A 13,577-nucleotide genomic window follows, 5' to 3' on the forward strand; every position below is an offset into this window, starting at 1 on the left:
CAGTCTCTCCCATATCAAAATGATAGAATACCTTCCTGCATCATACCTTGCTATCACAGAACACACCACCCCTCCTATTATCCCTAGAAACAATTTACAGGCTGGGAATAAATATCCTTTTTCTAGTGACAAAATCGTCTTAAACGTGCATAATTTCAGATTCTTTTACGGCTAAAATTTTATCAATATCAGCAATAGTTTCATCCGTGAGTTTTTGAACTTTTTCAGACGAACTACGGGCTTCATCTTGTCCAATTTCACCATCTTTTTCTAACTTTTTCAAATTGTCCAGACCATCCCGACGAACATGACGTGTAGCAACACGCGCTTGCTCTGCATAGTGATGCGCAATTTTTACAAGTTCTTTACGGCGCTCTTCATTCAACTCAGGCAAAGGAATACGTAGATTCGTACCATCAGTTATGGGATTTAAACCAAGACCAGAATCGCGAATAGCGCGCTCTACAGCTCCGACCATCGTTTTATCCCATACAGAAACAGAAAGCATCCGAGGTTCGGGAACAGAAATATTAGCAACCTGATTTATATGCACAACAGAACCATAAGATTCAACGGTCAACGGTTCTAATAAACTGGCCGATGCACGTCCAGTCCGCAAACCACCTAATTCATGTTTAAAAGCCGTAATGGCACCATCCATGCGACGTTTCAGATCATCCATAATTGATGTAACATTCATATTTCTGTCTCCTTCAATTGTCCTTTGAAGCTTACCCTTATTCCGATACTATTGTAAAGCGTCCTGTTCCATTCAAGACCTTAACCAAACCGCCTTTTTCATGAATGGAGTACACAATAATCGGTACATTGTTCTCACGTGCTAAAGTGACCGCCGTTGAATCCATAACAGATAATCCCCATTGCAAAACTTCAACATGTGTTAATTGGTCAAAACGCTTAGCCGTAGGGTCTATTTTTGGATCTGCTGAATAAATACCATCAACTTGTGTTCCTTTAAGAAGGACATCCGCACCAATTTCTGCTGCACGTAAAGTAGCAGCAGAATCAGTGGTAAAAAATGGATTTCCTGTACCACCTGCAAAAATAACAACTTTTCCCTGATTCATATAAGCTATTGCTTTACGTTGCGAGAAACTTTCACAAATTTGTGGCATAGCAATCGCAGAGAGTACAACAGTTTCAACCCCTAATTTTGTCAAAGATGTTCGCAATGCTAAAGAGTTAATAGCAGTTGCAAGCATTCCCATATGATCACCTGTCACTCGGTCCCCACCATGCGAAGCAACAGCAACGCCACGAAAAATATTTCCCCCACCGATAACAACCGCAACTTCTATCCCCATTGTGCGCACTTCTGCAATATCAGCGGCAATACGGTCTACAACAGAAACATCAATGCCAAAATTCTGCCCTCCCATAAGAGCTTCACCAGAAGCCTTTAAAAGAATACGTTTATACGGAAGTGCTAATGCCATTAATAATCTCCCCAAAAGCCCATTTACTTTTTGCTTTTGACATCACGAAGGGCACCACTTTTTTCACGTGACGCCCTCTCAACAATTACATTGTTCCCCTCAGAGATTCTACAACCAATGATATGACTTTAAATCTCTGATCAAGAGTTTGCAATAACTAGCCTTTTACAGCAGCAGCAACCTCTGCAGCAAAATCAGACTCCTCTTTTTCCACACCTTCACCTAATGCAAAACGAATAAAGCCTGTAATTTTTGCTGGAGCACCAATTGATTTCTCAGCATCCTTTAAAGCGGCCTCAACAGTTATATCAGGATTCATAACAAAAGCTTGAGAAAGCAAAACAACCTCTTCAAAAAACTTACGCATACGTCCTTCTACCATTTTTTCAATGATATTTTCAGGTTTTCCAGACTGACGTGCTTGATCTGAAAAAATTGCTTTTTCTCGTTCAACAGCAGCAGCATCAACATCTTGTGCTGTAAGTGCTAATGGATTGGTTGCCGCAATATGCATCGCGACCTGCCGACCAAAAGCAAGAGCAGCCTCTTTATTTCCTGTTGTTTCAATCGCAACCAAAACACCAAGTTTTCCAAGCCCATCAGCCACACTATTGTGTATATAAGTCGCAACAACACCATTCTCAACAGACAATTTAGCGGAACGACGAAATGTCATATTTTCGCCAATTGTACCAATTGCATCTTTAATCGTAAGCTCTACAGTCTTCTCAGAGCCTGGATAAAGAGAAACAGAAACAGATTCAACATCCCCTGATGTATCTAAGGCAGCAGTTGCTACTTTACGCACGATGTCTTGGAATCCATCATTGCGTGCAACAAAATCTGTTTCAGAATTAATCTCAACCAAAACTGCATGTGAATCTTTTGATACGACTCCGATTAATCCCTCAGCTGCTGTACGACCAGCCTTTTTATCTGCTTTAGCTATTCCTTTTTTACGAAGCCAATCAACAGCAGCTTCCATATCACCGTTGGTCTCTGCTAGGGCGGCTTTACAGTCCATCATACCAGCGCCAGATAGTTCTCGAAGTTCTTTTACTTGTGCAGCAGTAATGCTCATATTTGCCTCTTTATTTTGTAACAGTGAAAGCGTGCAAAACCCCTCTGCACGCCTATAACTTCTTCTTTAGACAATAAAAGTACCTTAATTAGGCATTTTATATTATTCAGAAACTTCTGAAACTGCATTTTCTTCCAAAATAGGCTCCACAGGTGCATCAACTTGAGCTCCTAAATCGATACCCATTGCTCCTTGCTGGCGTGCAATACCATCAAGAGCAGCACGGGCAAAAAGATCGCAATAAAGAGAAATTGCACGTGAAGCATCGTCATTACCTGGTATTGGATGTGTTACGTCATCGGGATCACAATTGGTATCAATAATAGCAATCACTGGAATACCTAAACGTTTTGCTTCTTGGAGTGCAATATTTTCTTTATTCGTATCGATAACGAAGATAAGATCTGGAACAGAACCCATATCTTTAATACCACCAAGCGCACGATTAAGCTTTTCACGATCACGTTCAAGATTTAAACGTTCCTTTTTAGTAAAGCCTTGCGCTTCAGCAGCAAGAATTTTATCAAGCTTCCGCAAGCGATAGATCGAATTGGAAATCGTTTTCCAGTTTGTGAGCATGCCGCCAAGCCAACGTGCATTAACGTAATACTGAGCAGAACGATTCGCCGCATCTGCGATAATGTCAGATGCTTGCCGTTTCGTACCAACAAAGAGAATACGACCACCACGCGCTACAGTATCTGAAACAAGTTTAAGTGCTTGGTGTAAAAGTGGAACGGTCTGAGCAAGGTCAATAATATGGATATTATTACGCTGACCATAAATATAGGGAGTCATTTTGGGATTCCAGCGATGAGTCTGGTGACCAAAATGCACACCGGCTTCTAAAAGCTGGTGCATAGTAAAATCGGGTAGTGCCATAAATCTTATCCTTTCCGGTTCAACCTCCGCGGAAAAAGCAGGAAGACCTGCTACCGGCGGATGCTTGCTAGAAGTTTCTCACAGATCATTTGCAAACACCCAGACACCGCGTGTGGAATAGCGCAAACATACTAATATTTGATTCTTTTTCAAGTTATTTTCTTTAATCATTTAATATTTGCATTTTCACATTGATTAAGATCTTTTCCAAGTTCCAAGAATTCGAGACTGTTCAATTTTGCACGCACTGAAAAAGTTCCATAATCTATATGAAGATCACGCATGACACCATTCTCATGTAAGAGAAAACTGCTACGATAAACCGGCAAACCATCTTTATTTTCTCCATCATCAAAATAAGAAATTGTAACAGGCCAATATTCTTCTTCATCCAATTTTCTTACTTTTTCCGTTTCGCTATCAGATAAAAGCGTCTTCTTTTCCCCTATGACGATACTTTCTTTTATAACTTTATCTGCTTTATTTGTCCCATCAAATACAGTAACATTGTAAAAATGATCTCCTGCTTTTGCATGGCGGATAATATTTTTTAGTTGCATCATTGGAAATTCAGCCATTGCAAGCTTATACTCTTTTTCCTTTGGCTTTTTTAAGGTAACTGTGATACCATCTTGCGTACGCTCCGCAACCCCCTCGGCACGATGCACAACCTCTTCTCCCTCTTGATCTGTAATATTAAAACGAAATGTACGGCTGTCTCCTGTTTCATAACTCGTCGTCTGTTGATCCGTCAAACGTACTGGCATATCTTCAATGTGAACACGGCTAATGAAACGAAAACGTGTGCTATAGCCTTGGCATGCCGAACCAGTAAGCTCGTAAACCATTCGTCCTGACATCGCAGAAATTGTCATTTCATGAGAAACACTATCGAGATGAAAATCATAAATTGCTCGATGAGGCACAATAAAAATGGGCTCTTCAGCTCTCGCGGTACATAAAAAAACAATATATAAAATTATTATAAATAATGATCTAATCATTCCCAACTTCCGAACTTTATCCCCGTTGCATAACATCATACAATAAGGCAAAAAAGGTTAATTTCTCAATTAACCACACATTTTCTTAAATCAAAAAATAGATTATGCAATGAATATATTATAGAGCAGCTATGGAGTTAAAATTATGACCAATATGATTGAAAAAAACTTAGAAAAATTTGGAATCACTCTTCCTGAAGTAATCTCCCCCCTTGCCAATTACATCACCACTTCACAAAGTGGCAATCAACTCTTTATTTCTGGACAACTCCCTCTTATTAATGGAAAACCAATAGCCATCGGTAAAGTTGGTGCAACTGTGAATACCGAACAAGCCCAAAAAGCATCTGAAGCTTGCGCTCTCAATATTCTCGCGCAACTCAAGGCAACTCTGGGTGACTTAAATAAAATAAAACGTGTGGTCAAAATTACTGTTTTTGTGGCTGTAGATTCTCATTTTACCGATATTCCTTTTGTTGCCAATGGAGCTTCTAATTTATTCGTCAATATCCTTGGTGAAATTGGAAAACACGCCCGTTCTGCTATTGGTGTTGCCTCTCTTCCTATGGATGTTCCTGTAGAAGTTGAAGCCATCATAGAAATCTAAACCTTCATTAAGACAGTGCATTATCCTAAATATAACTGAAGTCAAAATACTTCTTTGTCTTACACTCTGATAAACCTTGCATTTTTTCGTTTTTAAATTAGAATCTTAAACTTACGATAAAAGGAAATATTTGTATGAAACAAGCTTATGACAATAACAATATTTTTGCTAAATTGATTCGCAATGAAATCCCTTCTGTTCGTGTCTACGAAGATGATGATGTTATTGGATTTATGGATATCATGCCACAGGCACCAGGTCATACGCTGGTCATTCCTAAAAAAGGCTCTAGAAACTTACTTGATGCAGATCCTGAAACATTATTTCCTGTTATTAAAGCTGTTCAAAAAATTGCAAATGCTGTCAAAAAAGCCTTTCAAGCAGATGGCATAACTGTCATGCAATTTAATGAAGCAGCTAGTCAACAAACCGTCTATCACCTTCATTTTCATATTATACCACGTATGGAGGGAATAGAGCTTACTCCTCATAATGATATGATAACGTCTCCAGAAATACTTGAAGAGAATGCAAAAAAAATCCGTTCAGCTTTATAACACACTCTTAAGTTGTTGTGCTTTTTTTTCCTACACGTTTTTTTGTAAAGTTTTCCATTTTACTTTTCTTTGAACTTACAGATATATCGGAAGATGAAATTTCTAACTGTAAGCTTTCTTTTTTACCATTTGATTTTTGTGTCAATACGCGAACGGTCCCACCATTGCGTAACTTTCCAAATAAAATTTCATCAGCTAATGGCTTTTTAATATATTCTTGTATAACACGCCCTAATGGGCGTGCTCCCATCTGAGAATCATATCCTTTATTAGAAAGCCATAAAGTTGCAGAAGGGCTTAATTCAAAACAAATTCCCCGATCAGCTAATTGTGCTTCAAGCTGAAAAATAAATTTTTGCACTATCTGATTGATGATTAAATGAGATAACGGTGCAAACGGAATAATTGCATCTAACCGATTACGAAATTCTGGTGTAAATAACCGATTGATTGCTTCTATATCCTCACCATCACGATGTACTTTCCCAAATCCAATAGCTGATTTTGCCATATCTGAAGCACCAGCATTGGTTGTCATAATCAAAATAACATTGCGGAAATCAATTTTCTTACCATTATGGTCTGTTAATCTACCATAATCCATTACCTGCAATAAAATATTAAATAACTCTGGATGCGCTTTCTCAATCTCATCTAGCAATAGAACTGCGTGAGGTTTCTGATCAACCGCATCTGTAAGGAGACCTCCTTGATCAAACCCTATATAACCTGGAGGTGCTCCGATTAAACGTGCTACCGTATGCCGTTCCATATATTCTGACATATCAAAACGCAATAATTCAATGCCTAAAGATGATGCAAGCTGTTTTGCAACTTCAGTTTTTCCTACACCTGTTGGTCCTGAAAATAAATAACTTCCTATTGGTTTATCCGGTTCGCGTAAACCTGCTCGCGCCAATTTTATGGATGAAACTAAGACGGAAATTGCCTGATCTTGACCATAAACAACATGTTTGAGTTCTCTTTCAAGCTTACTCAGTATCTTCTGATCATTCCGGGAAACTGTTTTTGATGGAATTCTTGCAATTGTAGCAACAGTCGCTTCAATTTCTTTAACACCTATACTCTTCTTGCGTTGTTTTTGTGGCAAAAGCTTTTGCGCTGCGCCACTTTCATCAATAATATCAATTGCTTTGTCAGGTAACCTACGATCAATTATATAACGTGAAGATAATTCTACAGATGCCTTCATCGCCTGATCTGTATATTTAATCTGATGAAAATCTTCAAAGTAAGGCTTCATCCCTTGCAAAATCTTAATCGCATCTGTAACAGAAGGTTCATTAATATCAATCTTCTGAAAACGACGCTCTAAAGCACGATCTTGTTCAAAGAATTTGCGATATTCTCTGTAAGTCGTCGAACCAATACATCGCATAGTTCCAGAAGATAACACAGGTTTCAAAAGATTTGCTGCATCCATATTTCCCCCTAATGTCGCTCCTGCTCCAATTAAGGTATGAATTTCATCAATAAATAAAATAGCATCTGGATACAGCTCAAACTCTTTAATAACTTGCTTTAAGCGTTCTTCAAAATCACCGCGATAACGTGTACCTGCAACAAGTCCCCCCATATCAAGAGAAAATATTGTTGCATTTGATAAAACTTCAGGTACTTGCCCATCAACAATGCGTTTTGCCAATCCCTCAATTATAGCGGTTTTCCCCACTCCAGGATCACCAACCAAAAGCGGATTGTTTTTCGACCTTCGACATAAAATCTGAATCATGCGTGAAATTTCTATTTCACGGCCAATTAATAAATCAATTTTTCCATTACGTGCTTTACAATTGAGATCAACACAATAATTCGTTAAAGCACTTGTTCCTCTTTCACCATTATCCGAAATCTGCTGATCTAATTGCTCTTCAAGTCCTTCAAGTAACATGGATAACCCATCATCACGCGTGACACCCTGTGAAATAAAACGTACAGCATCATAGCGTGTCATTCCCATCTCTTGAAGAAAATATGCTGCATGGCTTTCACGTTCAGAAAAAATTGCAACAAGAACATTTGCCCCCGACACTTCATCTTTTCCAGCCGATTGTGCATGAATCACCGCACGTTGGATAACACGCTGGAAAAAAGCTGTAGGCTTTGTATCCTCATCAGCTCTAATCTGTTCATCTAACTCTGAGCGAAGATAATTGGTTAAGCGCTCTCGCAATTCCTCCACATCTACTTGGCAAGCCTGAATAACGGAATTTGCATCGGCATCATCTAACAGCGCAAGTAGAAGATGCTCTAATGTTGCATATTCATGCCGTGCTTGAGTAGCAATTGTTAATGCACGATGTAAAACCTCTTCAAGACTAGGTGTAAAAGATGGCATAGCTCCTCACTTCCATTCCATTACACATTGTAACGGATGTTCATTTTGACGCGCACATTCTCTCACTTGTAATATTTTCATTTCAGCGACTTCATAAGTGTAAGTCCCACATTCTCCTATCCCATTGTGATGAACATTTAACATTATCCGCGTTGCCTCTTCGAAACTTTTTTTAAAAAAGTTCTTCAAAACGAAAACAACAAAATCCATAGGTGTGTAATCATCATTAAGCAAAAAAACTCGACATAATTTAGGTTTTTCGAGTTTTTCTCTAGCCTTAGGCATTATAACCGCACCATGCCTACCTTCATCCCAATTCTTGCCCTTTTCATTATGCATAATATGAGCTATAGAGTTTATTATGAGCATCTGTCCCATTATCGTTTTCCATGCAGCACATTTTTATTAATTTTAAATTCTTTCGTAACTATTGCAATACCTGTTTGTATTAGAAAAAAATTTCCCTCTATGGTTAGACTTCAATCACTCACTCATAAAATAACTTCTGTAAACAAATTAGTAATACCATTCGTCTAAACTGCATCAATAAATTACAGAAAAGGAAGCTTTATAGAAGTTTTTTAGGATAAATGGAGAAATAGGATACTGCAAGTGTATATTAATTATCAAAAAATTATGCGCTACTGTAAAACAATAGCAATTTCTTTTGTTATGTTAGCTTTTTCTTACTGTTGGGCATCCGCCACACCTCAAGGCGCCTATCCTGATAAGTATGCGGCTATTGTTATAGATGCTACTACGGGAAAAACTCTATTTCAAGCCAATGCAACACTGAAACGTTATCCTGCTTCTTTAACAAAAATGATGACATTGTACTTACTCTTTGAAGCTATGCAGATGCGTCGTGTGACACCAAATACACCAATTCCTGTTTCACATTATGCAGCAATGCGTCCACCGACAAAAATTGGATTTAAAGCAGGCCAAACAATTTCTGCAGAATCAGCAGCTAAAGCACTCATTACAAGATCCGCAAATGATGTTGCTGCTGCCATTGCAGAATATCTTGGAGGTAGTGAAAAAAAATTCGCTCAAATGATGACCGTAAAAGCTCGTAAACTTGGCATGAAACATACACATTTTGCAAATGCTTCAGGACTTCCGGATATGCACAATTATTCTACAGCACGAGATATAGCGACTTTGTCATTAGCTTTACGTAAACATTTTCCCAAACAATATAAATTGTTCAAAACAAAAAGTTTTAATTTCCGTGGACATAAAATTAACAGCCACAATAAACTTGTTAAAATAATGAAAGGTGTCGATGGAATTAAAACAGGCTACACACAAATGTCAGGTTCTAATTTAGCAACTTCGATGCGTCTTGAGGGGCGCTCTATTGTCGCTGTTGTTATGGGAGGTAAATCATCTACTGCACGTGACGAGCATATGGCTAGCTTATTGAATCAATATTTGCCCAAAGCAAGCCAAATGAAAAGTGGTGAACGTTTAATAGCTTCTGTACGCTATCACTTACCCACTGGGGCCAATACTCCTATACCGACCATTAAAGCTGATTCAAGTAATTTTGACGATGAAATTTCGACTATGTTGACAGCATTTTCAGAACAACCTAAAAACTCCAATATCGCAATAACGGCTGTCAATAAGGTAATTATACCAATACCGAATCCTCAAAAAACTATACCGGCTGAGACTCATAAAATTGTAACAGTCTCTTTGTCCGAAAATGCCGGATGGGCTATCCAAATTGGTTCTCTTCCTAGTGAAGAACAAGCAAAAACTCTACTTTTAAAAGCAAAAAATACAGCTTTTTCCACTTTAAAGAACGCATCTTCACATATGCAACTGTTTGAAAAAAATGGGCAGCGTTATTACCGAGCGCGCTTTACAGGGTTTCAATCAAAAAAAGCTGCATTTGATGCTTGTTCTACATTAAAGAAAGCAAATTTTAACTGCTATACTGTAGCCTACTAAAAATTTTTGAATTCTGCATTAAGGATAGTATTATGACAGATAATGCTTTTGCTTCATTCCATAAAAAAGAAGTTTTATTGAAGCAATCATCCCTCCTTTCATTGCGTTCTCTTCACGATGCTGCCGCAAAACTTACTGGTTTAAAATATAATTCGACTGCATTAGATACACAGTCTCTTGTTAACCTTCTCATTTGCCAAACAATGCGCAACCGTCGTCTCATAATGCCTCCTGTACGCATTCATTTACGCGTTGCGAGCCAAACTGGTAATGTGCCTATTAAAATTCGTTTAGGAGCAACAAATATTTAATTCTACAGATCCTCTCTAAAAAATTATTTTATTATTAACCATTATCTAAAGCCTTAGAAAACCTTTTGATAAACATACTTTTTTCTTAAATTGTTGAATTTTTCTGACAGCTTTTCCAACTATCCAATATCTCTAAGCTTTCAATAAAAACATTGTTAAGGACATAAAAATACCCAATATTTTTCCATTTTTGGATTTAATATAAAAAATTATCCTTGATATCTTTCTGGAAAAAATGAATAGCTTCATTAGATGAAAGCTTCTCATTTGAGGGATTATTGTAAAAGTTCAATAAAGAAAGTCCCTCTTAATAACGCTCCCTATACAACATAAACGCTGTAAAAAAACAATCTCACTCCTCTTACTTGTATTTATGTCAACAGGCACAGCAAATTGGAAAATACAAATACTATCGATGAAAAAACGTAAACAAATTATCAGATTAAATATTATGATAACGATTTCCATAAGATTTTAATTTATAATTATAATTTATTTTTTGCATATTGAACAAGAGATTTTCGTAAAATACTCTTATTTTACTTCTTATATTGAATCAGTCAAAATCGCTCGCTTGCTCATCACGAGCAAAATTGACATATAAAGCATTTACAAAAGGAATCAAAGTATCCCTTATGAATCATTTCAAGTACTAGGATCTTTTGTAACATTGAAAGTTGAAAAAAAGGATGATAGTGCTGGTTTTCTCCCTTTATAAATAAAGATGCTAATACTCTATAGATTTTATACCATTCATAGAAAACTTACATTATATTATTCATATGCAAGATACTGATTTATAAAGATAATTAATTATTTTGTATGTTAGATGAGAATCTCGAATATCGTAAGATTCTCTCATTTAAAATCTGTTTATGTTGAATCAATCAAAACCGTCTCTTGCATGTTATGAGCGAGATTAGTGTGTAGCGTGAAACTGTACCAAAAAGACTAAAAATGCCTATAATGAACCGTTTCAAATGCCAAGTGCTTTAGTCCCTCTGTACAGAGGGGGCTCTGGTAAAGTGTGTAACCGTACCAGCGTACTTCTTTTTATTAAGCATAAAGATAGAGACAGCTCAATGGATTTACCGTTATATCATTCACAGGTGCCATCGCGAAATGAGCTTGGGGGGCCCTGAGAGATATTTTTTTAAAACGAACTCATGAACGCGTAACACGATAATGTTCTATCGTGTGCATTCTATTCTCATGAGAATTTTTATAAATATTTCCTAATGTATACGTTATTATTTATTTTAATTTTTTTGTCGGTACAAAATTTATAAATAAAAAAGATATTTACAATATATCTCTTAATTAGTGTAAATTAGTGTTTTTTTTCAAGGCATTTTTTACCATACTAGGTAGAAAAAACTTCACTTTTAAAAAATTAAAACCTTTAAAACTCTACTTTCTTCATCATAATTATTCAGACTTAAAACAAATTTTCCTTGGATACTCAGGCATAATCTTCCATTACTTAAAAGATATATGGCTATGGAAACTTTTTAAAGCCATAAAACCCAGCTAAAAATAATGGCAGATTGATCACTAATTTTACTTTACGCTTTCTTATTTTTTCCAAATTACACTTTTTCCCCACTTTAGAGACAAATCAAACAGATGTACAACACTCTCCCCTCCAAGCTTGCATGCAACACCTATTATTCGTTAAGAAAACACTGAATCATCTCAGATTTATTTCAAACTACTGCTGCATTAAAGTGGAATTTTGATTTATAAGGAACAAAAAACATAAGCTTTATTAGGAAATACGATCTCTCTCCAAAAAGTCCAGTTATGGATTGAAAAATGTTCCAGCTCTTAACAAGATATCGCATTGACTGCAAGACCACCTTTACTTGTCTCTTTATAGCGTTCACTCATATCATGACCAGTCTGGCGCATTGTTTCTATACAAGCATCAAGAGAAACAAAATGATCTCCATTACCATATAATGCAAGAGAAGAAGCCGTTACCGCCTTAACAGCTCCCATTGCATTACGCTCAATACAAGGCACTTGTACAAGACCAGCAACAGGATCACATGTCATTCCCAAGTGATGTTCAAGCGCAATTTCTGCCGCATTTTCAATTTGAGCTGGTGTTCCACCTAACGCTGCGGTCAACCCTGCTGCGGCCATTGAAGATGCCGTTCCAACTTCACCTTGACACCCAACTTCTGCACCAGAAATAGAGGCATTATGTTTAATAACACCACCTATAGCTGCTGCCGTTAATAGAAAATTATGTATTCCCTCTCGATCTGAATCATCATTAAACTGAAGATAATAACGCAAAACGGCTGGGACGACACCGGCTGCTCCATTTGTTGGTGCTGTAACAACACGACCACCTGCTGCATTTTCCTCATTGACTGCTATAGCATATACCGAAAGCCAATCATTTGCCCAAAGTGGATAATTGTAATTTTTCTTTTGTTTTTCCAAAAGCGTTTCATGCAGCTTTTTAGCGCGCCTTAAAACACGCAATCCACCAGGCAACTCACCTTCTTGTGAAAGACCTCTATCAATGCAATTTGTCATCGCTGAAAAAATTTCATCAAGCCCTACATCAAGAGAAGAACGCTCTATCTTTGTTTCTTCATTTAAGCGCTTCATTTCAGCAATTGAAAGTCCTGATTTTTCTGCCATTGATAACATTGTACAAGCAGAATCGAATGGATATGGTACCTCAAATGCTTCTGGTTGTATATTATCATTCATATGGCTTAATTCATCCTCAGTCACAACAAAGCCACCACCGATAGAATAATAAATCTGCCGCAACAGAACATTCCCATCAGTATCAAGTCCTTCAAAGGCTAGTCCATTTGTATGTCCAGGGAGGATTTGCTTTCGTTCAAAAATAAGATCACGTTGCACATCAAACTGATAAGCGGGATGACCTTCTGGTTGCACTTTTTTTTCACGTATAACTTTTTCTAACAAAAACCCCATGCTATCAGGATCAACAGTAGAAGCTTTTTCTCCTAAAAGTCCTAATATGATAGCTCTATCTGTTGCATGACCAATACCCGTGAAAGCTAAAGAACCATAAAGATAAACACGTATACGAGAAACTTGAACATCAGACGACTGAGAAAAATCTCCTATCTTTTGCAAAAACATATTAGCAGCTGTCATTGGTCCCATCGTATGTGAGCTAGAAGGACCAATCCCAATTTTAAAAAGTTCAAAAACAGATAGAAACACGTATCACCTTAAACTATAGTACAGCTTGAGCATATATGCTTTTTCATAACGTTTCTTCCGTTTAAAATCAAATTGCGAGATAAACTAAAAAAATGACAACAATAAACACGAATGTCGCTCGTCTTGCTACCACCCAAC

The 13,577-nt window shown here is 37.2% G+C and carries 12 protein-coding genes; 4 read left to right on the forward strand and 8 right to left on the reverse strand.

Annotated features, from left to right (window positions below):
- Positions 1–139: 139 nt before the first annotated feature.
- From frr to ACFILT_RS02880, 5 genes are all read right to left on the reverse strand, one after another.
- Positions 140–700 (reverse strand): ribosome recycling factor, encoded by a 561-nt coding sequence (gene frr, locus ACFILT_RS02860; RefSeq protein WP_375678420.1) that lies wholly within the window; start codon positions 698–700, stop codon positions 140–142.
- A 37-nt stretch (positions 701–737) separates the two neighbouring features.
- Positions 738–1,457, reverse strand: coding sequence for a UMP kinase (pyrH, locus tag ACFILT_RS02865; protein ID WP_375679539.1), 720 nt, complete (start codon positions 1,455–1,457; stop codon positions 738–740).
- A gap of 157 nt (positions 1,458–1,614) precedes the next feature.
- Positions 1,615–2,538, reverse strand: coding sequence for a translation elongation factor Ts (tsf, locus tag ACFILT_RS02870; protein ID WP_375678421.1), 924 nt, complete (start codon positions 2,536–2,538; stop codon positions 1,615–1,617).
- 102 nt (positions 2,539–2,640) lie between these two features.
- Positions 2,641–3,420: a 30S ribosomal protein S2 gene (gene rpsB / locus ACFILT_RS02875; RefSeq protein WP_375678422.1), complete on the reverse strand. Its 780-nt coding sequence runs from the start codon at positions 3,418–3,420 to the stop codon at positions 2,641–2,643.
- 167 nt (positions 3,421–3,587) lie between these two features.
- Positions 3,588–4,424 carry a cell envelope integrity EipB family protein gene (locus ACFILT_RS02880; RefSeq protein ID WP_375620783.1) on the reverse strand — a complete coding sequence of 279 codons (837 nt, stop codon included), beginning with the start codon at positions 4,422–4,424 and terminating at the stop codon, positions 3,588–3,590.
- Positions 4,425–4,569: 145 nt separating this feature from the next.
- On the opposite strand from ACFILT_RS02880, the gene ACFILT_RS02885 reads away from it, so the two are divergent.
- Positions 4,570–5,031: a RidA family protein gene (locus ACFILT_RS02885; protein ID WP_375607219.1), complete on the forward strand. Its 462-nt coding sequence runs from the start codon at positions 4,570–4,572 to the stop codon at positions 5,029–5,031.
- A gap of 134 nt (positions 5,032–5,165) precedes the next feature.
- Complete coding sequence (locus tag ACFILT_RS02890; protein ID WP_375678423.1) at positions 5,166–5,588, forward strand: HIT family protein; 423 nt, start codon at positions 5,166–5,168, stop codon at positions 5,586–5,588.
- A gap of 7 nt (positions 5,589–5,595) precedes the next feature.
- Here the strand turns inward: ACFILT_RS02890 and clpA are convergent, their stop codons facing one another.
- Both clpA and clpS read right to left on the reverse strand, forming a co-directional pair.
- Positions 5,596–7,947 (reverse strand): ATP-dependent Clp protease ATP-binding subunit ClpA, encoded by a 2,352-nt coding sequence (clpA, locus tag ACFILT_RS02895; protein ID WP_375613468.1) that lies wholly within the window; start codon positions 7,945–7,947, stop codon positions 5,596–5,598.
- 6 nt (positions 7,948–7,953) lie between these two features.
- Positions 7,954–8,325 carry an ATP-dependent Clp protease adapter ClpS gene (gene clpS / locus ACFILT_RS02900; RefSeq protein ID WP_375612119.1) on the reverse strand — a complete coding sequence of 124 codons (372 nt, stop codon included), beginning with the start codon at positions 8,323–8,325 and terminating at the stop codon, positions 7,954–7,956.
- A gap of 234 nt (positions 8,326–8,559) precedes the next feature.
- On the opposite strand from clpS, the gene ACFILT_RS02905 reads away from it, so the two are divergent.
- Together ACFILT_RS02905 and ACFILT_RS02910 are read left to right on the forward strand one after the other, a co-directional pair.
- Positions 8,560–9,909, forward strand: a complete 1,350-nt coding sequence (locus ACFILT_RS02905) for a D-alanyl-D-alanine carboxypeptidase (protein ID WP_375679540.1) — start codon at positions 8,560–8,562, stop codon at positions 9,907–9,909.
- 32 nt (positions 9,910–9,941) lie between these two features.
- Positions 9,942–10,220 carry a hypothetical protein gene (locus ACFILT_RS02910; protein ID WP_375612117.1) on the forward strand — a complete coding sequence of 93 codons (279 nt, stop codon included), beginning with the start codon at positions 9,942–9,944 and terminating at the stop codon, positions 10,218–10,220.
- A gap of 1,827 nt (positions 10,221–12,047) precedes the next feature.
- Here the strand turns inward: ACFILT_RS02910 and ACFILT_RS02915 are convergent.
- Positions 12,048–13,439 carry an L-serine ammonia-lyase gene (locus ACFILT_RS02915; protein ID WP_375620780.1) on the reverse strand — a complete coding sequence of 464 codons (1,392 nt, stop codon included), beginning with the start codon at positions 13,437–13,439 and terminating at the stop codon, positions 12,048–12,050.
- Between the last annotated feature and the right edge of the window lie 138 nt (positions 13,440–13,577).

Origin of the sequence: Bartonella sp. AP7XZML (genome assembly GCF_042195745.1) — a bacterium.
Classification (GTDB): domain Bacteria; phylum Pseudomonadota; class Alphaproteobacteria; order Rhizobiales; family Rhizobiaceae; genus Bartonella.